The organism is Pseudodonghicola xiamenensis DSM 18339, assembly GCF_000429365.1.
In the GTDB taxonomy this organism is placed as follows: Bacteria; Pseudomonadota; Alphaproteobacteria; order Rhodobacterales; family Rhodobacteraceae; genus Pseudodonghicola; species Pseudodonghicola xiamenensis.
Genome location: NZ_AUBS01000048.1, coordinates 1 through 22,320, shown reverse-complemented (window position 1 = coordinate 22,320; position 22,320 = coordinate 1). Strand labels below are relative to the sequence as shown.

Here is a 22,320-nt window from a genome sequence, read left to right as displayed (position 1 = left end):
GGGTTTCATCTTCGTTCCTTCGTCACTACGACGAAGCCCAAATCCTCCTTAAATCACAACCTCAAATCTGTGCCATTGGCGCTGACGGGGGACACCTCCGAAGACCCGCGCCAAAGTGTCATTTTGCAGTCCTTGGAAGAACTCCAGTCGGGCCAATAGCCCGCGGAAGCTTCACTCGCGATGAACAAACCATGAGAGAGCACGAACGGCGTATGTGCACGATCCGACCTCACCCGAATGACTAGAAAGAATGTCCATGCCTTTGTCCGCACTTCCGTTCCCAAATATCGGGCCGGATATATTTTCGGTTGAGATCGGCACGTTTACGTTGACTCTCCGCTGGTATGCGTTGGCCTATATCATCGGCCTTCTCGTCGGCTGGAGAATTTGTGTTGCCACGGTCAAACGCGCCGCTCTGTGGCCTGCATCGGGCGCCCCGCTAACACCGCGCCAAATTGAGGATCTTTTGACCTGGATTATCATCGGGGTGATCGTTGGCGGGCGGTTAGGGTTCGTGATGTTCTATCAGCGCGGGTTCTATCTTGCCAATCCGTTAGAAATTCTGAAGGTCTGGCAAGGGGGAATGTCATTTCATGGTGGGTTTGCTGGAGTAACCATTGCCGCGCTTGTTTATGGCATCCGTCAGCGTATGCCGCTCCTGAGCATGGCTGACCTTCTCGCTCTGGCAACGCCTCCGGGCTTGTTCTTGGGCCGGATCGCAAATTTCATAAACAATGAACTATGGGGCCGCCCATCGGACATGCCCTGGGCCGTCATATTTCCCGGTGACGCAGCGCAATCATGCCCGGGAATAACCGACATTTGCGCACGGCATCCTTCGCAACTGTACGAAGCCCTTTTGGAAGGCCTGTTGCTTGGCTTCGCTCTCCTATTCCTTGCGTGGCGGCGCGGATGGCTTAGGACACCAGGGGCAATTTGCGGGCTCTTCCTGGCCGGATATGGTTTTGCGAGAAGTTTTGTAGAGTTGTTTCGCCAGCCCGACGCTCAATTCGCAGACGTGAACAATCCGATTGGGTATGTTGTGCAGTTTGGTGACTGGGGGCTTACGATGGGGCAAGTCCTTTCCTTGCCGATGTTAGCCGCGGGATTTGGATTACTTTGGCTGGCGCAGAAGCGGTCCGCCATAGGATCGGCATCTTAGGGCGCAAATGAAACTTTCGACGCATTGCCTTATTCTACTGCGATATCCCCTGACGCTTCAGTCGTGATCCTCCTCACCCATTTGGTGCATCATTTCTTCAATCTTTTCGGGGATGTCGCCGGCAGAGAATGCCTTCTGTTCTTCGGAATCGTGAACGAACGCGATGATATCGGCAAGCTCCTGACCTGTGAATTCAATTTGCCCGCCGAGCTCATCCTCTTGGGCAGCGACCATCGCCGGCGCGCCGCGCCACATTCGGGCGGCAAATTCAAACGGGTTCATTGGCAGGTCCATATACGCTGCATCAAGGGCGGGGGCATCCTCGCCTCCGACCCCGTTGATAGAATGACAAACGACACAGCCTTTCGAGGCGAACAGCGCACGCCCCTTGGCTGCATCCATGTTTGGCAGGAACAGTCCGGAGCTCATCATCTGACTCATCGCCCCATTATCTGTCATATGCCCGCTGTCTTGGGCGCCGACTGGCAGCCCCCACACCACAGCAATGGCTAAGATCATCTGTCTGGAAATGTAGGTCATTTTGGTCTCCTTGGTTTGCAGGTGATTGTCTGAACGCTGTTGCCCCTTCTCCGGCGATGGATTGTACCCAATACTGTTTATTGAACGGTCTGATGGACCTCGCGATCGTTCTTGTTTCCCCTCAAATCTGCGCGCGCCGTAGCCGAAGGGAGTTTAGGACGACCGAGATTGAGGAAGCGCTCATGGCAAAGGCCGCAAACATCGGACTGATCAAGATCCCGAGGAATGGGAACAAGATCCCCGCAGCGACGGGCACGCCCGCAGTGTTGTAGATCAGAGCAAAGAACAGGTTCTGGCGTATGTTCCGCATGGTCGCGCGGGCGAGTTTGCGCGCACGCACGATACCGTCGAGGTTCCCTTTGACGAGCGTGAACCCTGCGCTCTCAATGGCCACATCGGCGCCGGTGCCCATGGCAATCCCGACATCGGCCTGAGCCAGGGCAGGTGCATCGTTGACACCGTCGCCGGCCATGGCAACCTTGTGCCCCTTGGCCTGAAGTTCCTTGATGATCTTCGCTTTGTCTTCCGGCATCACATCGGCGCGGATCTCGTCGATGCCTAGACTGGACGCGACGGCCCTAGCGGTACGCTCATTGTCTCCCGTCGCCATGATAATACGGAACCCAAGTGCGTGCAGTTCCTTCAGGGCGGCCGGTGTGGTCGCCTTTACCGGGTCTGCGACGCTGACAAGACCGGCAACGTCATTCTCGACGACGACAAACATAACCGTTTCGCCATTATCCCGACGGGCATCCGCCTTGTCCCGAAGCTCTGCTGCATCAAGTCCGAGGTCAGTCAGGAGTTTCACGTTGCCGAGCGCCACTACCCGCCCGTCCACCGTGCCTTTGACGCCCTTGCCGGTGACCGCCTCGAAGGCGTCGGCTTTTGCCAGGTCGACGCCACGCTCTTCAGCACCGCGTACGATGGCTTCCGCGAGAGGATGCTCGGAGCCGCGTTCCAGCGATGCGGCAAGCCGAAGCACTTCTACCTCATCGTGACCCGGTTCAGGGTAGACGCCGACAAGTTTCGGCTTGCCTTCCGTCAGCGTGCCGGTCTTGTCGACGATCAGGGTATCGACCTTCTCGAACCGTTCCAGTGCCTCTGCATTCCTGATCAGGACACCCGCCTGCGCGCCGCGCCCCGTCGCCGTCATGATAGACATCGGTGTCGCAAGGCCGAGGGCACAGGGACAAGCGATGATGAGAACGGCAACGGCCGCAATAAGAGCATAGGAAAGGGCCGGGACCGGGCCCCAAATGGCCCAGCCAATGAAGGCCAGCACGGCGATGCCAATAACTGCAGGCACGAAATATCCGGAGACCTTGTCGGCGTATTTCTGGATCGGCGCGCGAGACCGCTGCGCATTGGCCACCATCTCGACGATTTGGCTCAGCATCGTGTCGGCGCCGACGCGCGTCGCCTCCATGATCAGGCTGCCGGTTCCGTTGATCGTGGCGCCCGTTACAGGGTCTCCTCCGACCTTTTCTACCGGTACCGGCTCGCCCGTGATCATGCTTTCGTCAACTGAGGACCTGCCTTCGACGACCATACCATCGACCGGCACCTTGTCACCGGGTCGCACACGTAGTCGGTCGCCGACCTGGACCTGTTCCAATGGAACCTCTTCCTCGCTTCCGTCGTCGCGGATAATACGTGCCGTCTTGGCGGCCATATCCAGAAGAGCACGGATCGCCTTGCCAGTGCCTTCGCGAGCGCGCAGCTCCATCACCTGTCCCACAAGGACCAGCGTGACGATCACAGCCGCCGCCTCGAAATAGACGCCGACATGCCCTTCGGCATCCCGGAACCCATCGGGGAATATGCCCGGTGCCAGGACGGCGATGATGCTGAACAGCCATGCGGCGCTTACACCCATGGCAATGAGACTGAACATATTGAGGTTCCTTGTCCGGAACGAGTTCCAGCCACGAACAAGGAAAGGCCAGCCGGACCAAAAGACAACGGGTGTCCCGAGCGCGAGTTCGACCCAGAGGGTGACGCGTTCACCGAATATCTCGCGCACCCCGCTCAGGCCAAGATAGGGGCCCATGGTCAGCACAAGGAGCGGTACGGTCAAAATGGCCCCCACCCAGAAACGACGGCTGAAGTCCACAAGCTCCGGGTTCGGGCCTTCCGCTTCCATGGCGGCCGATTCCAGTTCCAGCCCCATACCGCAGATCGGACAAGACCCGGGATGCGTCTGGCGCACCTGAGGGTGCATCGGACAGGTATAAACCGGGCCAGTGTAGTCGTTGGGAACCGAGTCCAAGTGGTTTGGCTCCACCGCGTCGCCCGTGTGCTGATGATGGGCGTGGTGTTGCGAGGGCTCGCCCTCCGGCACCAGATGCATCTGGCATTTCGGGCAATCTCCCGGTTCGGCGCGGCGTACCTCGGGGTGCATCGGGCAAGTGAAGACCGTGCCCGCGTAGCCAGAAGGAACTTGATCGTCAGATCCGTTGGCATGTTCGTGATGGTTGTTCATTCGGGGATCCTTTCCCGTATTTCTAGCTCATTGCCTCAAACCTAATTCTTCCAGTAACTGGAAGGTCAAGTGGCGCATTGAGCAACTTTCATTTCTGTCGCTAACAGCTCGCCGACGCAGACTGCGTTCGTTGAGTGTGGAATCGTATCGGTACTGACGATCCGCGCGGCACCGGCATGGCGGATTGCTTCCTCTGCGCCGTGTGCGAAAACCGCGTGGATAATTACGCAAGTCGCAGGTCGGGCACCGGCCTGCTCGAGTTGTTCGAGCGTTCGGATCAGCGTGTGTCCGGACGAGGCGATATCATCGAGGATCACGGGTGTCCCCTGTCGGAAAACGGCGCTGCCCGGCAGGCTGATCTCGACCTGCCGATCCCCGGAGCGATGTTTTGTCAGCACTTCGTAGGGGCGTCCGGCGAGCCTGGCGACTTCAGCCACCCATTGCTGGCTTTCGCTGTCAGGCCCAAGGAGCACGGCCTCTGGAACGTTCGCCGCAATCCAGTCGGCCAGCAGAGGGGCTGTGGCGACACGATATGCGGGAATGCGGAACAGCGCTGAAAGGCTCGGGTTGCGATGCAGATGGGGGTCAGCGGTCATCACCCAGTCGAAACATTCATCAAGAAATCCCGCGAAGATCGGGGCGCTCACAGCTTCGCGTGGATGAAACCGCTTGTCCTGGCGCATGTAGCCAAGATAGGGCGCGACCAGCCCCACACGCGCGGCCCCAAGTTCGCGCGCCGTCAGAGCTGCGAAACGCAGAGGCAACGCCAGCCGATCAGGATCGCGCAACGTGGCGAGGAAGGCGATTTCGCGTCCTGCAGGATCGCCGCCGAGCTTCACGAGGGTTTCACCATCGGGAAAATGGTGCAAGTCCACCGGCTGGATTTCGGCACCGGATGTCGCCGCCATTCTGCGCGCCAATGGCTCCATGCCGGGAAAGGGGGCGATAATGGTCATCAGTTTGCCTCCTCAATTGTGCAAAGTCCCAATTGCGCCTCGGCATAGGAGCGGGCGTATTCCAGTTCTCCCAGCGTTTCGGCGTGGATCTCGAACAGCGGCTTGCCAAATTCGATATGGTCACCGATCTGGACCAGAAGGCGCAGCCCTGCGAGCTGCTGCCGCGGTGCGCCGGCGAGTTTCGCTGTGCGCGCGATGCGGCGATTGTCAATCGCAATGAGGCGCCCCGCCGTGCGGGAGGTGATCACCGCATGATAACGCGCCTCACCGGGCTCAGTGAAACCGCCTTGTGCATCGCAAATCGCAATGAACTTCGCCTCGGCAGCGCCGCTGTCGAGCAGCTGTGCGGCCACCTTTCGCCCGCCCGCGCCGCCCGTCTCGGGGACAAGGTCCAGCAGCGCTCCAGCGATGTCGAGTGCACGGTCGCGCAGGTCGACAGGGAAGTTCTCGTTGCGGCGTAGCACGGCAAGGACATCTTGGGCTTCAAGTGCGGGTCCAATTCCGCGTCCGACAGGTGCAGTCCCGTCGCTTTGATGGATCGAGAGCGTCAGGCCGATGGCCTTGCCAACGGCGCGGAGCCGCTCTGCCAGCGCAGCGGCGGTTTCCGCCGAGCGGACCTTGGCCGTTGGTCCGACGGGCACATCGATCAGCACGCGCTTCGCACCGACCGCAGCCTTCTTCGACAAGACGCTCGCCACCAGCTGTCCGTCGCTGTCGAAATCGAGTGGCCGTTCAATCCGGATCAGAACATCGTCCGCAGGGCTGAGAGCGAGGTTGCCCCCCCAAACGATGCACCCGCCCTCAGCCTCGACGACGCGTCTCAACGCGGGGATGTCGAGCGAGACGGGAGCCATGACCTCCATCGTGTCGGCCGTGCCTGCGGGGGAAGTGATCGCGCGAGAAGAGGTCTTGGGGATCATCAGCCCCGCCGCCGCGATGATCGAAACGATGATCGGCGTGGTGCGGTTTCCTGGAAGCCCCCCGACGCAATGCTTGTCGTAGATCTCGGCGCCGCCCCAATCCAGCGTTTCGCCCGCCGCCTGCATGGATCGGGTCAGTGCGATGGTTTCCGCAATCGAAAGCCGGTCGCCCGCGCAGGCGGTGATGAAGGCTGCCAGATCGAGATCGGAGAGACGATGATCGAGGACGTCACGAATGATTGCGTCGAACCTTTGCTGCTCAAGGGTTTCTCCATAGACCTTGGCGCGGATCGCTGAGACGGAGTCCGGTGGCTCCGGGTGCGTAAAACTTGCCCGGTCCCCCGGTTGGGGCTTCAGGGCGGCCCAGGCTTCTTCCGACAAGGCGGCAGTGTCGTCGGGCAGCCAGTCGCCATTGGTCAACACGTTCAGCGTGGCAATCACCGACCTGTCGCCGAGCGTGACCTCGATCCGGGTCAGGGCTGCGAAGCCTTCGGCGCGGCAGACGTGGCAGTCTTCGCGCATGAAGACAACGGGTTGCCGGTAAGTGTCGATCCCCGCGCGGGACAGGGCGAGCGTATTGTCGATTTCTGTCATTTTGGATTGTCCAGCCGGATCGTTTCGAGGTGTTCGGGGGCGCGGGCAGGCCAGCCGAGTTCATGTTCGATCCGCCAGCGCAGCCGGTCCGAGGCAGAAGGTTCGCCGTGAGTCACATAGGTCATGCGCGGCGCGCGATCCGACGCGCGCATCCAGGCCAGCAACTCTTCGGCATCGGCATGTCCGGAAAAGGCTTCGAGCTGGATCACCTCTGCCCTGATCGGGAAATCTCGACCGAACATGCGCAGACTGTCCGCGCCAGCGGCCAGTGCCGCCCCGCGGGTACCGCCAGCCTGAAAGCCCGACAGCAGGATTGCGTTGCGCGGGTCGCCGCCGAAGCTGGCGAGGTGATGCAGGATCCGCCCGCCGGTCAACATGCCGCTCGCCGAAATGATGATCATCGGGCCATGCTGCGTGTTCAGCTTCTTCGACTCCTCGACCGAAGTGACCCGCTTGGCGATCTGGAACATCGCAAGGCAATCCTCCCAGGCAACGTGATGTTCTTCGTGATGGCCGTGGTAGATTTCGGTCGCGTCGATCGCCATTGGCGAGTTGAGATAAACCGGCACATATGGGATCTCGCCGCGGTTTTGCAGGCGTGCAATGTGATACATAAGCCCCTGCGCGCGCCCAACCGCGAATGAGGGGATGAGAACCGTACCGCCCCGCCCGAAAACACGTTTCAGGATTGGCAGAAGCTCTTCCTCCGCGTCGATGGCTGCGTGATGGCGATTGCCATAGGTGGATTCACAAACCAACACGTCCGCACCTGAGAACGGTTGTGGTGGTCGCATCAGTGCGTCGTTCTGTCGGCCGAGGTCGCCACTGAAGTGGATTGTCCTTCCTGGCAGTCTGATACGGATCTGCGCCGCACCGAGCAAATGGCCCGCCGGGATGAACTCTGCGGATATTCCGTCACCAACATCGACTGTGCTGTTGAAGGGAACTCTGTGCAAATGCTCAAGCGCCGCCTGAGCATCTTTCAACGTGTAGAGCGGCTTGGGGTTCTTGTGCTTGGAGTATCGGTGCCTTTTGGCAAAACGTGCCTCCTCTTCCTGGATATGGCCGCTGTCCGGCAGGATCAGGCCGCAGAGTTCCTCCGTCGCTTCGGTACACATCACCTTCCCTCGATACCCGCCGCGGATCAGCGCAGGCAGATAGCCTGAATGATCGAGATGCGCGTGCGTCAGAAGTACGGTGTCAATGGTGGTGGGGCGTACCGGAAACGCCTTGCGGTTGCGGTCCCGCAGCGATTTGAAGCCTTGAAACAAGCCACAATCAACTAGAATGCGGCGATCCCCGGTTTCAATCAGATAGCGCGATCCGGTTACTGTTCCGGCGGCTCCCAGAAAACGAAGTGTTGGGCGAGTGTCCTGTGCCATGATCCTGTGCCTTTCATTCCCATCGGCAGCCCTTCAGGGAAGCGCCACCATCTGATGTCCTTCTCCTTCGACAGAAACTGTTTCACGCGTTTGCAGTGAGCTGGTATCGATGAGCCAAACCACGGGCTCTGCACGGCTTGAGACATAAAGGATGTCGGAGCCTGGAATTACCGTCAGGTGGTAGGGTTCTGGTGCAAGCGTGGCTGTGCGCACTTCCCCGGTAGCGAGTGCAACTGAGGCGAGTTTGTCCTCTCCCCTACCCGCGACGAACAAAGTTGCCCCATCATTTGACAGCCCCAGTCCATGAATCTCGCCGCCAATTTCGAAGGTCCGCAGCTTTTCACCGGTACTCAAAGACAGTTCCAGAACCTGACCTGCGTCCGCGTCTGCGACAAAGAGTCGATCAGTTTCGGGCGAAACCGCCATATGTTCCGGGGTGTCACCTGCAATGAAGTTGCGACGAACGATACCCCGCGACAGATCTACTTCGCTGATCGTTCCGTTACCGGTGTTGGAGACGTAGACGAGATTTGGATCAGTTCCGAACGCTGCATAGTTCGGCATCGATCCAGTCGGGACAAATGCCGTCATGCCGAAAGTCGCCAAGTCAATCACCGATATTCCGTCACCTGCCGGATGGGTCGCAACGGCAAAGCGTCCATCAGGGGAAACTGCCGTATGATGTACGGCACCCGGCACCTCTATCCGGCGGAGGATATCGCCACTTTTTGCGTCCAGAATCGAGAGAAGACTGATCCCGGCATCCGGTGGCCCCATTGGCGCGGCCTTTGGTGCGTGGTGCGCGGCGTGATCGTCTGCAGACACGGTGGAGGGCTTTTCTAGCGACGCGACATCCTCGCGCGGGATCTCCGAATAGCTGCCGGCGACCAGATACGGCACGCCGGGTGCGCCTGCGAGACCGTGGACCGCCTCGACATCATTGATCCGACGCAGGACTTTTCCAGTCTCCGCCTGAACCATCAGGACTGAATTGGCGCTGCCCTCTGGAATGAAGACCGTAGGCGGAGCGGCCAAAGCTGGTGCTGACACGAACAAAGTGGCGAGCGTATAGGCGATGCGGGACGACATGTTCATTTTTGGAACCTTTATCTGGTCGAGATCATGCGGTGGCCGTGGCGAGGGCAGAAAACCGGCGGATCCACGGTTGATAGGAGCGAATGAAGTGAGGAGCGCGGTCAGGTAGAATCCGGACATCCAGACTACGAGCCTGTCGAAAAACCTAAGCGTCACGATTGGCGTAAAAGCCGAAAGGGAGGCGCTTCGCTACCTCGCTGACTGGAATGCTCAGAAGAGAATGGGGACGTGTATGAATTCGTCATCGGCGAAAGACGCCGATTGCCGCCACGACATTACCATTCGCGTGCTACGGTTCGAAACTACTGCGCTGACAAGCCCGTTAGGGATCAGAGCAGCGGCGCAACCGGGATGAATTCCGCAATCCGCGTCCAGAATAACGTGGACGGAGGAATTTGCGTCGGTGACCTGAACAATCTGCGTCTCTAACCCGGCAGGCTCGCCCTCATGCGCATGCAAACCATCGGCAATGAGACCGAAAAACAAGGCTCCGATCAATATCAGGACGAAGCTGACGCGAATACGCGACACTCTTCTGACATCGATATGTGGCCTTGATCGCATGATTTGAGTCCTTCCTAGGTGATTATAACACGCTATCCAGATGGTGTGGTTGATCTAAATCAGGGCGTTAAATGCTGCCTGACTCGGCGTCCTTGATGCGCAGCTTAGGCGAAATTACTCAGTCGGCACTTTGCTCCAAAGTGTTTCCAAATCTGGAAACCTTCACATCGTCCTCGATGAGCGTTGCTTGAGCGGCCCCCGGACGCGCCGCGTGCAGAGCAGCAAGAACATCCTGAGTCGACAATATTTCAGATAGGATAATTCCTTCGGGAGCAGACGGCCCATAAACCGCGTTGAATGGAATGCCGTAACGGTTGTTGGTCTCCAAAAAACGGGTGATCGCGTCATCTGGGCGGGTCCAGTCGGCCAGCATCGGCGTGACACCAGAGCTGTTCAATGCCGAAAGAACCGGGTCGCGTTCAAGAACGAGCGCCTTGTTGGCTTTGCAGGTCAAACACCAATCGGCGGTTACATCGACAAAAACGACCTCTCCGCGTGATACTCGACGGGCAATATCGCCGCGGTCAAATGTGACCCAGGCAATTTTTCCTGCTTGGGCATCGGGTGCGGCGGGTGTTGCCAAGAATGGCGCGGCCGCGACCGCGAGTGCCGCCAGCGCCAGCCCAAAGGGCCAGCGAAGAGATCTTGGCACCCAGGGCGATGCCGCTATGAAGAGCATAACCGCACCGAGAGATGCAACTGTTAGGGCCGCGCGCGATCCAGCAACGCCGAGCAGGACATAGAACAGCCATGCCGCGGTACCCATCAGGAGGATGCCAAGGCCGGCTTTCAAGGCGATCATCCAGCGGCCGGGCTTGGGCACGAACCGAACAACGTTCGGCACGATGGCCACCAACAGATATGGGCTGGCCAGACCTAACCCGAGAAAGGTGAAAACGACAGCGATGTCTATCACCCGCCCCGCAAGTGCGAATGCGATAGCTGTTCCAAGAAACGGCGCGGAGCAGGGAGTAGCCATGACCGCCCCGAAAAATCCGGTGGCAAAATCCGCTCCATACCCGGCCGTACCTCCTGCTTTCATCAACCGCGTTGTCAGGGCGGCAGGCAAAGAGAATTCGAACAGTCCAAACAGGTTTGCGGTGAACAGACCAAGGATCAGGAGCATCAGAACCAGGAACGTTGGGCTCTGGAACTGGAGCCCCCAACCGACGGCAACGCCAATCTTTTGCAATGCGAAGAGAACAGCCGCGAGTGCCCACATAAAGACCATGACTCCGGCGGCGGCGGCCAAGAAGCCTGCCCTGACTTGGGCATTGCCGCGTCCTTCGGATTTCAGGGCAGAAGATAACTTGATCGACAGAACAGGAAGCACGCAAGGCATGGCGTTCAGGATCAAGCCCCCAAGAAAAGCGATGATGGCGATCCAGATCACTTGATCAATGCCGGGGACCACCCGATCAATACTGAAAGGGGGAGTTGGGGCGGTTGTTGCCCGATCTGGCGTGACGGTGAGGGCGTGATCCGGCCCGTCCGTCACGGTTACCCGTGGCGGCGCGTCTGTATCTGCCATGTAGGCAAGAATTGGGAATTCAGCCCAAAGCGTTCGCCCGCTTGCCCCAAGGCGAATGTCGGGCTTCCCCAACGTGTTGCCATCACCAATTTCAGGAAAGACGTCCGGGGTTTTGAAGGCAGTCGTGGCAGCTATTTCTATCGTTAGGCGGGTGAAATCATCGTTTATATGGGATGTGGCGGCGGTCACGCCTGCCGCTCCTCCTTCCGCCGGAACGCGTGCGAGAAATGCCCCGATACGATTAGCCGAGACTTGATCGATTGAGTTCCCCTGAGGCAACGAAAGTGCCAAGTCAAAATCCTGGGGGACACAAACTGCTGAGCAGGTCAAGAGCTTGACGTTTGCTCTGAGTTCGACAGGTTCCCCAGGATCCTTCAGGGTGATCTGAAGTGGAAAGACAACCTCATCATGATAGCCGAAGTTTTCGATGCCAAAGGCAGTGAACCGCTCGGGCGCAGGCCATAGGAAATCAACGCCCGCGACATTCGTCGACCCGCTCCAGTCGATCTGTGGCGGAATGCCAACCTCGCCAGGCGAACGCCAATAGGTTTTCCATCCGTCAGCAAGGTTCAGATCCAGACCGGCGGAGAGCGTTTGAGCTTCGGCGGAAACGGCATCCTCGGCGGAGATCAGCCGCGCTTCCACCGCAGTGACCTTGTGGGCGACTGATACCTCGGCCGTTGCAGCAAAGGGGATCAAGAGCCAGAACATTGCGGCAGCGAGGGTACCGCAGAAAGCAAGACGGATTGGCGAGCGCCAGATGGTCATCGCACTATCTCCAGGCTTTGAACTTGAGTGGCAACAAAGCCTGATCGGCCGTTTACACAATCCAACTGGCCCACACCGTTGGAGATAGGCCCTGCCAGACGACATCCATTGGGCAGCTCCAGCTCTGGTGACTTTGTCGACAAAGTTGGCGGCGGGTTTGTCGGGCACAGGACTGGTCCGCCGGAACAAGCGCTCACGAAAATCGCTCCCAAGAAGACAGTCGCCAGCCGCGCTCTTGTTCTCATTTCGACTTACCGCCGGACGGCGCTGTCGGTCATATCTTCAATCAGCACTGGCTGGGGGGCGGTCTTCTTGTGCTTGTCGCTTCCATGGCATGAACGCCCCATCATCTTGTGCATCACAAAATGGGCGCCAACGCAGAGCACCAGAGGCGCAAAGACGGTAGCGTTTGCCCAAAGGCCTGCGACGGTGCCTCCGCCAATCAGGAAAGCTGCGATGGGTAGAAGCATGACAGCACAGCAAGCCATCATGCCCCAGTGCATCAACTTTCCGTGGCGATTGCCACCTGACTCGCTATCCTCTTGCATGGAATCCACCTCTGATTTTGGTCAACGTATCCTGTTTAGCTTGATCTCCCGCTGGAAGGTCAAGGATACACTTCGATACAAATCTTGCGGCCTGTTGCGGTTGAGATTCAGCCCCATCTGAGCAATGCCTGTCTCGTCCAATTGAGTAACCAAGGACGAACAAATGGCAGAGAGACCGAGTTTGAACAGGCGGAGCCTGATTGCAATTTCAGGCGCATTCTTGATGACCCCCCACACTCTCCGGGCGGAAGAGGCTGGTGTGGTAAGACGCAATATCTCGTCGTTCGTTCTCCACAATTGGCGTGATCACTTTGACCGTCTCGGGAAGGGCATCATCATTTCGGATACTGTCACAAAGGTGCTCCAACACTGGACAGAAGATGAAGAGATGCGGATTTACCCGACCTCTGTTCCCTTGACTGATGAATTGACGAAGCGCGGGTATACAGAAGTTGTCGAGAAACGGGAAAATCCAGGTTGGGCGCCGACCCCTTCAATGCGTGAACGCAACCCGGAATGGCCAGCCTATGTGCCTGGAGGAGATCCCTCCAATCCTTTGGGAACGCGTGCGCTCTATCTGTCGTGGCAATACTACAGGATCCACGGAACTCAAGACACGCGGAAAATCGGGCGTAGATCATCAAACGGCTGCATCGGCCTTTACAACGAACATATAGAAGAGGTCTTCGACCGCACGCCGGTCGGGACGCAGGTTAAGTTGATCTGAACGGATCACATGCAGGAGAGTAAAACACTATGAATTTCTGGGGATGGTTCGTTGGCGGGTTCTTCGTGCTCGGCCTTGGAGCGGTCGGTTGGCAGGCGTTGCAGCCGGCCCCGGCGCAGACTGCTCAAGGACACTCAATGGTTCCGCCGGACACGAGCGGCATACCTCAGGGCGCGCCCATTGCCAATGTACTCCTTCCAGCTGAATTCTCTCCGCAAGCCCAAATGGGGCAACGCGCGTTCGAGGCAAAATGCGCCAGCTGTCATGGTGAAAATGCCGCAGGCCAGAATGGGGTCGCTCCTCCGCTTGTTCACAAAATCTACGAGCCGAACCACCATTCGGATGCCGCGTTCCTGAATGCGGCGCAAAACGGCGTCCAATCTCATCACTGGAATTTTGGCAATATGCCTCCCGTTGAAGGCCTCACCCAAGGTGATGTGAAGATGATTGCGGGATACGTGCGCGAACTGCAGCGCGCGAACGGGATCAACTGACTTTGGTCGCCAGGCTGAACATATTCCGTAGCGCGATCCAGATTCTCCTGTTGGTCTCGATCGCGTTATTTGTCGTCCTCCCGGCGGGATCTCTCGATGCAATTGGCCATGAAACGGTCGCTGCCAAAGTTTCCGAACGAAGTGCGCAAAAACATCAGACCTCTCATGAGGAAGATGCAGATAATCTTCTCCCCGGGCATTGCGATCCGGGGCCGGACTGCTCGAAAAATATGGTAATTGTCATTTTATCAGCTCCGAGAGCTTCGACCAACTTGTCGCAATTGCCTCGCGAACATCCAGATCAGAGCTTTTCTAACCGGAATGTCCTAAGGGACACCCCGCCTCCCAAACACCTATCCTGACCTAGGGGCAACCACGCCTCATCAAATTAAATCTATCAAGCATGGAAATACAGGATACGGAACGATGAAAAGCAAACTGATGATCGGCCTCTTGGCTGGAACGACAATGGCCGCAGCTGCATTTGCACATGGTGGCGCGGAAGGTGTCGTCAAAGAACGCATGGACGGCATGATGGCCATGGGGCAATCGGTCAAAGAACTGGCTCCGATGATGCGTGGTGAAATCACCTATGATGCTGAAGCTGTTCGTACGGGAGCACGCGTCTTTGTCGAACATAGCGAAGGCATGACCGAATTGTTTCCCGAAGGGTCTGCTGGGAAACCGTCCGAAGCAAAGTCCGAGATCTGGTCGGATTGGGAAGAATTCAGTGCGCTCGCAGAGCAGCTCAAGGTGGTTAGCGAAGGTCTTGCCGAGGCCGCCGACAACGGGCTTATGGCGTCAGGTGCGGGAATGGATGCAGGCTCCATGATGGGCACGCAATCCCCCGGAAGCATGATGGGAGCTTCGTCCATGATGGGAACTTCGTCAGGAAGCCCGATGATGGACTATGCCTCGATGCCCGCAGATGGGGCATTCAACATGGTGACCCAGACATGTTCGGCATGTCACGCGAAATTCCGCTACGAGGCGAAGTAAAGATGTGCCGGATGAAAAAACTGGTCTTTGCTGCAGGGGCGCTTTGCGCCCTTGTGGTCGGCGGCCTTGTGATCTGGCCGATTGGCAAGGTGCCCGCGTCGATCACGCAAACGGGTGATGTCCAGCGCGGCGCCTATTTGGCTCGCGTATCCGGGTGCATTTCATGCCACACCAATTCAGAGGCTGGCGGCGCCGCACTCGCAGGCGGCGCGGGGCTGGCGACAGATTTTGGCACGTTTTTTCCGCCCAATCTGACGACAGACAAAGAGAACGGCATCGGGGGGTGGACGGTTGAGCAGTTCGCCAAGGCGGTTCGCCAGGGCATTAGTCCTAGCGGAGAGCCGTATTATCCCGCTTTTTCCTATCCGTTCTATGCGGATTTCACGGATCAGGACATTGCCGACCTTTGGGCAGCTTTCCAGACCGTGCCACCAGTCGCCGAGGCAGCGCTTGAGCATGATGTCAAGTTTCCTTTCGATCAGAGATGGGGCCTGAAGCTATGGCGGGCGGCCTATCTCTACGATCCACCCACGGAACCCATTGACGAGAAAAACGCACAATGGAACCGCGGTCGCGAGCTGGTTCGAGGTGCAGCACATTGCGGTGCTTGCCACACGCCACGCAATATCGGAGGCGGGCGCCTGCTTGACGCGGTTTTTGCTGGAAATGAGGCATTGCCAGGGGGGAGCAAGGCGCCTTCGATCACGCCGAACTCTCTGGCGGAACGCGGCTGGACCGTTTCCAACCTCGCCTATGCGTTGCGTACTGGCGTGACGCCGTCAGGCGACGCTTTCGGCGGCAGCATGGTGGAGGTCGTGCAGGGCAATACGCGCTTTTTGTCCCCCGATGATCTGGAAGCGATGGCCGTGTACTTGCTTGATGGTGACGAACCTCGAGCCGACCGGGTCGCTCAGGGCGAGGGCGCCGCTGCTAATAAAGACATGTGACTGCAATAGAGACAATGTGTGAGCCAAAACTGGCTCGCACAACAAACGAGAACGAAATGACACACACCAGAAGAGCATTCATTCAATCGGGGTTGGCAATGAGTGCGTTGAGCTTCTTCCCCAAGGCCGGATCTGCAGCCACCCCTGAATTTCAGGTGATGACAGCGCAAAGTGGCGCCGTACAACTCGCCCCTCCGGACTACCCCAAGACGGAGATTTGGGGCTATGACGGAAAGTTTCCTGGCCCCGTGATCCGTGTTCGGCAGGGCGCGCGTCTTCAACGTCGGCTCGTCAACAAGTTGCCGCAGGCGACGTCCCTGCACTGGCATGGCGTGCGGATATCAAATGCGATGGACGGCGTGGCCGGGCTCACCCAAGATGCCATCCCCACAGGCGAAACCTTCGACTACGATTTTGCCGTTCCAGATGCAGGAACTTTTTGGTTTCACGCGCATAATCGCTCCGTCGAACAGGTCGCTCGTGGGCTCTACGGAGCGTTGATCGTCGAAGAACCGATAGCCCCGGATGTTGATCGCGATGAAGTCCTTATTCTTGACGATTGGCTCCTCAACCCGGAGACCGCACAACTCGACCCAGATTTTGAAGCCGTTCATGATCGTAGCCATGCAGGCCGACGTGGCAACTTTGTCGCCACCAACGGAAGCTTCAATTCTACGCTCAACGTGAGCCAGGGTGAGCGGATGCGGCTTCGGTTGATCAACGCGGCAAATGCCAGGATCTTTGTTTTGGGCCTGTCAGGTCTAAAGGGGTGGGTGATGGCGTTCGACGGAATGCCACTGGTGACGCCGAGTGAGATCAGCGAACCGATCATCCTTGGGCCGGGCCAACGAGCGGATTTGTTTGTCGACGTCATTGCGGATGAAGGGGAAAGTGCTCATCTGGTGCGGCTTGAAGACGGCCAGGGATTTGCCCAAACCGAGTTTCGCGTGACCGGCACTTTGGCCTCCGCTGTGCGGGATGTCCCCCAAGTTCTGCCACCGAACCCTAATATGGATGTGCCGGGACTGGAGCAGGCGAGACGCATCAGGCTCAACATGGAAGGCGGGGCAATGGGCAACCTTGACGCAGCCATACTTGAGGGTGAGCGAAAAACGTTCCGCCAACTGGTCGACGCGAACCAGTTCTGGGCTTTCAATGGTACCGTGGGCATGACCGAGAAGCCACTGGCTAGCCTGTCACGCGGTGAAACAGCGCGAGTGGAGATCTACAACGATACATCCTTCCCCCACGCCATGCATTTGCACGGGATGCATTTCCGGGAGGTGCTGGAGGGCGGTGAAGTTGGTCCCCTGCGGGATACCTTGCTGATGTTCGGTGGCGAGACTCGCGAGATCGCCTTCGTTGCCGACAATCCGGGAAAGTGGCTGTTTCACTGTCACATGCTCTCGCACGCGGCATCCGGCATGATGACGTGGCTGGAGGTCGCATGAGATCAGCTTACCTGGCGGTAATTTCATCCATTGGCCTGATTGGGCTAGGTGCAACCTGGTGGTTCAGCGGCAATGCCTCCCAGGGTTCTTCCCCGTTTGACGACGTCAATATCGAACTGGGGCAAGCTCTCTATTCTGAAAACTGTGCGTCCTGCCATGGCGCCAATCTCGAAGGGCAACCAGACTGGCGAAGCCCTGGTTCAGATGGCCGCCTGCCCGCGCCGCCGCATGATCGCAACGGTCATACCTGGCACCATAGTGACCAGATTTTGTTCTCCTACACCAAGCTCGGGGGGGCGGAACTGATGCGACAACAGGGCTCAGATTTCGACAGTGGCATGCCGGGCTTCGCCGGCAAACTCACAGATCAGGAAATTTGGAACATTCTCGGCTTCATTAAGTCGACCTGGCCAGAGCGAGAGCGCAATGCTCAGGCCGCACGCACAGCAGCAGAACAAGAGGGATAATGGACATGATTTTCAGAAATTTGATGCTCGTATCGTCATTTGCCTTACTTCCAATGGCAGTGCAGGCCGCAGACCTGGACGAAGCGCGGGTCAAGGAACTTGTATATGAGGCTATCCGCGAGAATCCGCAAATCATCATGGAAGCAGTCGAAATACTTCAACGTCAGGACGCCGAAGCCCAGGCACAAGCGCAGGCAACCGTCTTGCGCGATCAGCGACAATTGCTCGAGCAAGACCCGAATGCACCGGTTCTCGGCAATCCCGATGGGGATGTGACCGTTATCGAATTTTTCGATTACAACTGCCCATATTGTCGCCGCGCTATGCCGGAAGTTCTGGCACTGCTGGAGGCTGACCCCAATGTGCGTCTGGTCTATCGCGAATGGCCAATTCTCGGGGACGGATCCGTGTTTGCAACCAAAGCTGCACTCGCATCGCGGCTGCAAGGCAAGTATGAGGCATTCCACTGGGCCCTAATGGGTATGAACGGCCGGGCGGAAGAAGCAAGCGTTCTCAGGATAGCACAAGAGGTCGGTCTCGACATCGAACGCCTTCAAACTGACATGGAGCGCCCCGAAATTGAAGAGCATATCGCGACCTCGATGCGGTTGACGCAGTCGCTCGGCTTCAGTGGCACGCCTTCATTTGTGATCGGCGACAATCTGGTTCCAGGCTTCGTGGAAAGCGATAAGCTCACGGAACTGGTCGACAACGTGCGGGCGTCGGCAAACTAGCACTCTGCGGTGGGTTCTGACATCACGCCCGATGAGCAATGATGCAGGCGAATGAGTCGGAGCCCCTACAGACCAAAAGACCTAGGCACGGCCTACCACTGAAAGAGGCGGCGAGAAGATGACTTACCTTTGGTATCTTATTGCTGCCTTTGCCGAGATCGCTGGATGTTTTGCTTTCTGGGCATGGTTGCGGCTCGATCGTTCGCCGCTTTTGGTCGGGCCAGGTCTGGTAAGTTTGGCACTCTTCGCATGGCTTTTGACGCGCGCAGAAAGCGAAATGGCCGGTCGGGCATATGCAGCTTACGGGGGCGTCTACATAGCGGCGTCCATGATCTGGATGTGGCTAGTGGAGGGGAGCCGACCGGACCGCTGGGACATTGCAGGCATTCTTCTTTGCCTCCTAGGCAGTGCTCTCATCCTGTTGCCTTCGCGCTCATGATCTGCGGAACCTCAGAAAACCAGGCAAATCCGTCGCTAGAAATCGCTAGGTCATCGCACCCGTCACGACGGGTGCGATGACCCATAGATTAGGCAGTCACGGTATTTTCGTACCCAGCTTCACGAAGCAGGGCCGTCAGCCGTTCTGTTGACAGTGCACCTTCAACAGAAACCGTGCGGGCCGGAATGTCGCAAGATACGCTCGCATTTGCGTCAGCTGCCTTGATCGCCTTTTCGATCGTACTGGTGCAATGACCACAACTCATGTCGGGAACGTTGAATTTCATGTCGATGTCTCCTCTGTGACAGCTTGTTCAGTGCAGATGGGGCTTCCAGTGGGGGGAAGGTCAAGGGTCTCCGTAGATTTTTAAAGCGAAGCCAGGAAAGTTCAAATTGGGTATTGACCTTCCAGTCACTGGAACTCCTATTTGGGGTGTCAAATGGGATTCCAGGAGACTGAAATGACAGATCAATCCAAAGTGACACTCTCGATTGAAGGAATGTCTTGCGCCTCATGCGTAGGGCGCGTGGATCGGGGCCTAGCCGCGTTGAGGGGAATATCCGATGTCTCGGTGAACCTCGCGAACGAGACTGCGCGTTTCAGCGTGGATGGTTCGTCCCACCTGCAAGATGCGGTCCAAGCCCTGAAAGATCTCGGGTATCCAGCGCGAACGGCATCCGTGACGCTGAACATCGCGTCCATGTCATGTGCTTCTTGTGTCGGGCGCGTCGATAAGGCACTTGCCTCGGTTCCCGGCGTGTTGGAGGTCAACGTTAATCTTGCGGCGGAAAATGCGCGCATCACATATCTTGAGGGCATGACCGACCCTGTGGCCCTCATCCGTGCATCCGAGCAAGCCGGATATCCAGCCAGCGTGGCCGAGGCCACGGCAACACAGGATCGCACTTCGCGAAAAGAAGAGGAAGCGCGCGGGTTGGCACGCCGGGTGGCACTGGCCGCAGCACTCGCTTTGCCGGTTTTCCTGATGGAAATGGGCGGGCACCTGATCCCGGCCGTGCATATGGCGATCAACAATACCATAGGACAGCAGGCCAGCTGGTTGATCCAGTTCATCCTCACAACGGCTGTGCTCATTGGGCCCGGCCGACAGTTCTATCTGAAAGGGTTTCCGGCCTTGCTGAAAGGTGCTCCAGACATGAACAGTCTGGTCGCCGTCGGCACAGGCGCAGCTTATCTTTATTCAGTTGTCGCAACGTTCTTCCCGTCGCTGATGCCCGAGGCCGTCCGCGCTGTCTACTTCGAGGCCGCCGCGGTCATCGTGGTCCTGATCCTGATCGGGCGCTGGCTCGAAGCGCGAGCGAAAGGGCGAACAGGGGCTGCAATCGAGAAGCTGCTCGGCCTACAGGCTCGTACGGCGCGTATTTTGCGTGACGGCGATGCGGTCGAGGTCGAGATCGATGCCTTGCGCACCGGAGATCTGATTGTTGTGCGCCCCGGAGAACGACTCGCCGTGGACGGTGAGGTTGTGGACGGCGAAAGCCATGTCGATGAAAGCATGATCACCGGGGAACCCGTGCCGGTCGGCAAGTCGGCTGGTGATCCTGTCACGGGCGGTACGGTCAATGGCGCGGGCAGTCTGACCTATAAAGCAACGCGTGTTGGTGCGGATACCACGTTGTCCCAAATCATCCGCATGGTCGAAGATGCGCAGGGCGCCAAGCTCCCCATTCAAGGGTTGGTGGATCGGATCACGCTTTGGTTCGTCCCCGCTGTGATGACCCTCGCCGCCTTGACGATCCTTGTCTGGCTAATATTCGGCCCTGATCCCGCCCTCACCTATGCGCTGGTCGCGGGTGTCTCAGTTCTCATCATTGCTTGTCCCTGCGCGATGGGACTGGCGACGCCGACGTCGATCATGGTCGGGACCGGTCGCGCTGCTGAAATGGGCGTGTTGTTCCGCAAGGGGGATGCTCTGCAAGCATTGGGGGACGTCAAGGTTGTCGCTCTGGACAAGACCGGCACCGTCACCGCCGGACGTCCCGCGCTGACCGACCTTGTGCTGGCGGAAGGAGCCGAGCGCTGCACCGTTCTTGCGGCAGTCGCATCGGTCGAAGCCAGATCAGAACACCCGATCGCCGAAGCTATCGTGCGCGGCGCGCAGGCGGAAAACATCAGACTGTCGGAACCGAGCGCGTTTACTTCGATTACAGGGTATGGCGTGCGCGCCATCGTTGACGGGGCCGAGGTTGTTGTCGGAGCTGACCGAATGATGCAGCGCGAAGGGATCGATCTTGGTGAACTCGCAGAGGCTGAAACTATGCTCGCACGGCAAGGTCGCACCGCACTCTTCGCCGCAATCAATGGCAAGGCGGTGGCTGCGATTGGCGTCGCCGATCCGGTCAAACCCTCGAGCCGAGCCGCGATTGCCGCACTGCACAGTCTGGGTTTGAAGGTGGCAATGATTACCGGCGACAAACGCGAAACGGCAGAAGCAATTGCCGAAGAGACTGGTATCGACCACGTGATCGCGGGGGTCTTGCCCGACGGCAAGGTGGCGGCACTGGAAAATCTGCGCCAGCAGGGCACATTGGCCTTTGTTGGCGATGGCATCAACGATGCACCCGCGCTCGCCCACGCGGATGTTGGCATCGCCATCGGCACTGGCACGGATGTGGCGATCGAAAGCGCAGATGTCGTATTGATGTCCGGTGATCTTCGCGGCGTTGTGAACGCTTTCGAGATCTCGCGACACACCATGCGAAACATCAAACAGAACCTTGGTTGGGCCTTTGGTTACAATGTGGCTTTGATACCCTTGGCCGCCGGAGCGCTTTATCCGAGTTTCGCCGTGCTGCTGTCACCGGTCGTCGCTGCCGGTGCGATGGCACTTAGCTCGGTCTTTGTCTTGACGAACGCCTTGCGGCTGCGGCGCGTAAGACCGGCGATGGACGAGCGCCAAGAGTCTGGGCGGGTGGAGGACTTCGCCCCCGTCCCGGCCGAGTGAGAGGAGGCAGAAATGAACATTGGTGATGTTGCCGAGCGGTCAGGAGTGCCGGCCAAGACCATTCGCTACTATGAGGATATCGGTCTAGTAACACCTTTGCGCGCTGCAAACGGGTATCGAAGCTTCAGAGAGATCGATTTTCATAAGCTGGCATTCATCGGACGAGCGCGAGCCTTGGGATTTACAATCGAAGACTGCCGTAGGGACTATCCTGAATTTTGTGCGCTGACGTGGTAACTGCTCGAAGAGGAGACCCACGTATGAGCATCGATAAAGAGATCTTGGACCGATTGATGGAAGGCCGCGCGCCTGGTGATTTGTTTGGCAAGGACGGCATTCTGTCCGAGCTGACAAAGGCGCTGGCGGAACGGGCACTGAGCACGGAGATGGACGTCCATCTCGGTGAAGAACGCGCCGAGGAAGCCCCTGAGGGGTATAATCAGCCGGCCAATCGGCGCAATGGCAGCAGTCAGAAGACCGTGACCACCGACAGCGGCAAGGTCGTTCTGGACATCCCCCGCGACCGGAACGGCACCTTCGATCCGATGCTGATCG

20 protein-coding genes and 1 pseudogene are annotated in these 22,320 nt (G+C 58.3%); 12 read left to right on the top strand and 9 right to left on the bottom strand.

Translation table 11 applies throughout. From position 1 onward, the window contains the following. The first annotated feature begins 256 nt into the window (after window positions 1-256). Window positions 257-1,162 (top strand): prolipoprotein diacylglyceryl transferase, encoded by a 906-nt coding sequence (gene lgt / locus G455_RS0120655; RefSeq protein ID WP_028095401.1) that lies wholly within the window; start codon window positions 257-259, stop codon window positions 1,160-1,162. A 57-nt stretch (window positions 1,163-1,219) separates the two neighbouring features. Here the strand turns inward: lgt and G455_RS0120650 are convergent, their stop codons facing one another. From G455_RS0120650 to G455_RS24905, 8 genes are all read right to left on the bottom strand, one after another. After that, on the bottom strand, window positions 1,220-1,702 hold the full coding sequence (locus G455_RS0120650) for a c-type cytochrome (RefSeq protein WP_028095400.1): 483 nt from the start codon (window positions 1,700-1,702) through the stop codon (window positions 1,220-1,222). Between the two features lie 121 nt (window positions 1,703-1,823). Further along, the gene (locus tag G455_RS0120645) at window positions 1,824-4,184 is read right to left on the bottom strand and encodes a copper-transporting P-type ATPase (protein WP_009573624.1); all 2,361 of its coding nucleotides are present in this window, start codon (window positions 4,182-4,184) and stop codon (window positions 1,824-1,826) included. 65 nt (window positions 4,185-4,249) lie between these two features. Next, window positions 4,250-5,140, bottom strand: coding sequence for a ribose-phosphate diphosphokinase (locus G455_RS0120640; RefSeq protein WP_009573625.1), 891 nt, complete (start codon window positions 5,138-5,140; stop codon window positions 4,250-4,252). Then, window positions 5,140-6,654 carry a thymidine phosphorylase family protein gene (locus G455_RS0120635; protein ID WP_009573626.1) on the bottom strand — a complete coding sequence of 505 codons (1,515 nt, stop codon included), beginning with the start codon at window positions 6,652-6,654 and terminating at the stop codon, window positions 5,140-5,142. The genes G455_RS0120640 and G455_RS0120635 overlap by 1 nt, the downstream gene beginning before the upstream one ends. Further along, entirely contained in the window at window positions 6,651-8,036 is a 1,386-nt protein-coding gene (locus tag G455_RS0120630; RefSeq protein WP_009573627.1) for an MBL fold metallo-hydrolase, read from the bottom strand. The genes G455_RS0120635 and G455_RS0120630 overlap by 4 nt, the downstream gene beginning before the upstream one ends. Window positions 8,037-8,069: 33 nt before the next feature. Next, the gene (locus G455_RS0120625; RefSeq protein ID WP_229861855.1) at window positions 8,070-9,251 is read right to left on the bottom strand and encodes a YncE family protein; all 1,182 of its coding nucleotides are present in this window, start codon (window positions 9,249-9,251) and stop codon (window positions 8,070-8,072) included. 562 nt (window positions 9,252-9,813) lie between these two features. Continuing rightward, a complete protein-coding gene (locus G455_RS0120615; RefSeq protein WP_009573630.1) occupies window positions 9,814-11,994 on the bottom strand; it encodes a protein-disulfide reductase DsbD family protein in 2,181 nt (726 codons plus the stop codon). A gap of 251 nt (window positions 11,995-12,245) precedes the next feature. Continuing rightward, window positions 12,246-12,542, bottom strand: a complete 297-nt coding sequence (locus G455_RS24905; RefSeq protein ID WP_009573635.1) for a DUF2933 domain-containing protein — start codon at window positions 12,540-12,542, stop codon at window positions 12,246-12,248. A gap of 163 nt (window positions 12,543-12,705) precedes the next feature. Here G455_RS24905 and G455_RS26195 point away from each other — a divergent pair, with 163 nt between their 5' ends. The 8 genes from G455_RS26195 to G455_RS0120570 all read left to right on the top strand — a co-directional run bounded on the left by G455_RS26195 (window position 12,706) and on the right by G455_RS0120570 (window position 18,800). Then, window positions 12,706-13,269, top strand: coding sequence for a L,D-transpeptidase (locus G455_RS26195; RefSeq protein ID WP_009573636.1), 564 nt, complete (start codon window positions 12,706-12,708; stop codon window positions 13,267-13,269). A 29-nt stretch (window positions 13,270-13,298) separates the two neighbouring features. Beyond that, complete coding sequence (locus G455_RS0120605) at window positions 13,299-13,763, top strand: c-type cytochrome (RefSeq protein WP_009573637.1); 465 nt, start codon at window positions 13,299-13,301, stop codon at window positions 13,761-13,763. Window positions 13,764-14,189: 426 nt separating this feature from the next. Beyond that, window positions 14,190-14,762, top strand: a complete 573-nt coding sequence (locus tag G455_RS0120595) for a c-type cytochrome (RefSeq protein WP_009573638.1) — start codon at window positions 14,190-14,192, stop codon at window positions 14,760-14,762. Between the two features lie 11 nt (window positions 14,763-14,773). Continuing rightward, window positions 14,774-15,709 (top strand): c-type cytochrome, encoded by a 936-nt coding sequence (locus G455_RS0120590; protein ID WP_009573639.1) that lies wholly within the window; start codon window positions 14,774-14,776, stop codon window positions 15,707-15,709. Window positions 15,710-15,765: 56 nt separating this feature from the next. After that, window positions 15,766-17,160 (top strand): multicopper oxidase family protein, encoded by a 1,395-nt coding sequence (locus tag G455_RS0120585; RefSeq protein WP_028095398.1) that lies wholly within the window; start codon window positions 15,766-15,768, stop codon window positions 17,158-17,160. After that, entirely contained in the window at window positions 17,157-17,627 is a 471-nt protein-coding gene (locus tag G455_RS0120580) for a c-type cytochrome (protein WP_009573641.1), read from the top strand. The genes G455_RS0120585 and G455_RS0120580 overlap by 4 nt, the downstream gene beginning before the upstream one ends. 5 nt (window positions 17,628-17,632) lie before the next feature. Next, complete coding sequence (locus G455_RS0120575; RefSeq protein ID WP_028095397.1) at window positions 17,633-18,361, top strand: DsbA family protein; 729 nt, start codon at window positions 17,633-17,635, stop codon at window positions 18,359-18,361. A 118-nt stretch (window positions 18,362-18,479) separates the two neighbouring features. Beyond that, entirely contained in the window at window positions 18,480-18,800 is a 321-nt protein-coding gene (locus G455_RS0120570; protein ID WP_009573643.1) for a YnfA family protein, read from the top strand. Window positions 18,801-18,888: 88 nt separating this feature from the next. Here the strand turns inward: G455_RS0120570 and G455_RS26190 are convergent, their stop codons facing one another. Continuing rightward, entirely contained in the window at window positions 18,889-19,086 is a 198-nt protein-coding gene (locus G455_RS26190; protein WP_009573644.1) for a heavy-metal-associated domain-containing protein, read from the bottom strand. A 174-nt stretch (window positions 19,087-19,260) separates the two neighbouring features. On the opposite strand from G455_RS26190, the gene G455_RS24900 reads away from it, so the two are divergent. From G455_RS24900 to G455_RS26180, 3 genes and pseudogenes are all read left to right on the top strand, one after another. Further along, complete coding sequence (locus G455_RS24900) at window positions 19,261-21,765, top strand: heavy metal translocating P-type ATPase (protein ID WP_038068303.1); 2,505 nt, start codon at window positions 19,261-19,263, stop codon at window positions 21,763-21,765. A gap of 12 nt (window positions 21,766-21,777) precedes the next feature. After that, window positions 21,778-21,966: pseudogene (locus tag G455_RS26185) on the top strand (MerR family transcriptional regulator); the annotation flags it as partial. 59 nt (window positions 21,967-22,025) lie between these two features. Further along, window positions 22,026-22,320, top strand: a 295-nt coding sequence (locus G455_RS26180) for a transposase (RefSeq protein WP_205620487.1), incomplete at its 3' end; no start/stop codon positions are given.

Bases quoted from the DNA above. Each gene is read 5' to 3' on its own strand.
- G455_RS0120615 (WP_009573630.1), bottom strand. From the start codon at position 11,994: ATGACCATCTGGCGCTCGCCAATCCGTCTTGCTTTCTGCGGTACCCTC.
- G455_RS0120595 (WP_009573638.1), top strand. From the start codon at position 14,190: ATGAAAAGCAAACTGATGATCGGCCTCTTGGCTGGAACGACAATGGCC.
- G455_RS0120630 (WP_009573627.1), bottom strand. From the start codon at position 8,036: ATGGCACAGGACACTCGCCCAACACTTCGTTTTCTGGGAGCCGCCGGA.
- G455_RS0120590 (WP_009573639.1), top strand. From the start codon at position 14,774: ATGAAAAAACTGGTCTTTGCTGCAGGGGCGCTTTGCGCCCTTGTGGTC.
- G455_RS0120570 (WP_009573643.1), top strand. From the start codon at position 18,480: ATGACTTACCTTTGGTATCTTATTGCTGCCTTTGCCGAGATCGCTGGA.
- G455_RS0120580 (WP_009573641.1), top strand. From the start codon at position 17,157: ATGAGATCAGCTTACCTGGCGGTAATTTCATCCATTGGCCTGATTGGG.
- G455_RS26195 (WP_009573636.1), top strand. From the start codon at position 12,706: ATGGCAGAGAGACCGAGTTTGAACAGGCGGAGCCTGATTGCAATTTCA.
- G455_RS0120605 (WP_009573637.1), top strand. From the start codon at position 13,299: ATGAATTTCTGGGGATGGTTCGTTGGCGGGTTCTTCGTGCTCGGCCTT.
- G455_RS0120625 (WP_229861855.1), bottom strand. From the start codon at position 9,251: ATGTCCGGATTCTACCTGACCGCGCTCCTCACTTCATTCGCTCCTATC.
- G455_RS24905 (WP_009573635.1), bottom strand. From the start codon at position 12,542: ATGCAAGAGGATAGCGAGTCAGGTGGCAATCGCCACGGAAAGTTGATG.
- G455_RS0120575 (WP_028095397.1), top strand. From the start codon at position 17,633: ATGATTTTCAGAAATTTGATGCTCGTATCGTCATTTGCCTTACTTCCA.
- G455_RS26190 (WP_009573644.1), bottom strand. From the start codon at position 19,086: ATGAAATTCAACGTTCCCGACATGAGTTGTGGTCATTGCACCAGTACG.
- lgt (WP_028095401.1), top strand. From the start codon at position 257: ATGCCTTTGTCCGCACTTCCGTTCCCAAATATCGGGCCGGATATATTT.
- G455_RS0120635 (WP_009573626.1), bottom strand. From the start codon at position 6,654: ATGACAGAAATCGACAATACGCTCGCCCTGTCCCGCGCGGGGATCGAC.
- G455_RS0120650 (WP_028095400.1), bottom strand. From the start codon at position 1,702: ATGACCTACATTTCCAGACAGATGATCTTAGCCATTGCTGTGGTGTGG.
- G455_RS24900 (WP_038068303.1), top strand. From the start codon at position 19,261: ATGACAGATCAATCCAAAGTGACACTCTCGATTGAAGGAATGTCTTGC.
- G455_RS0120645 (WP_009573624.1), bottom strand. From the start codon at position 4,184: ATGAACAACCATCACGAACATGCCAACGGATCTGACGATCAAGTTCCT.
- G455_RS0120585 (WP_028095398.1), top strand. From the start codon at position 15,766: ATGACACACACCAGAAGAGCATTCATTCAATCGGGGTTGGCAATGAGT.
- G455_RS0120640 (WP_009573625.1), bottom strand. From the start codon at position 5,140: ATGACCATTATCGCCCCCTTTCCCGGCATGGAGCCATTGGCGCGCAGA.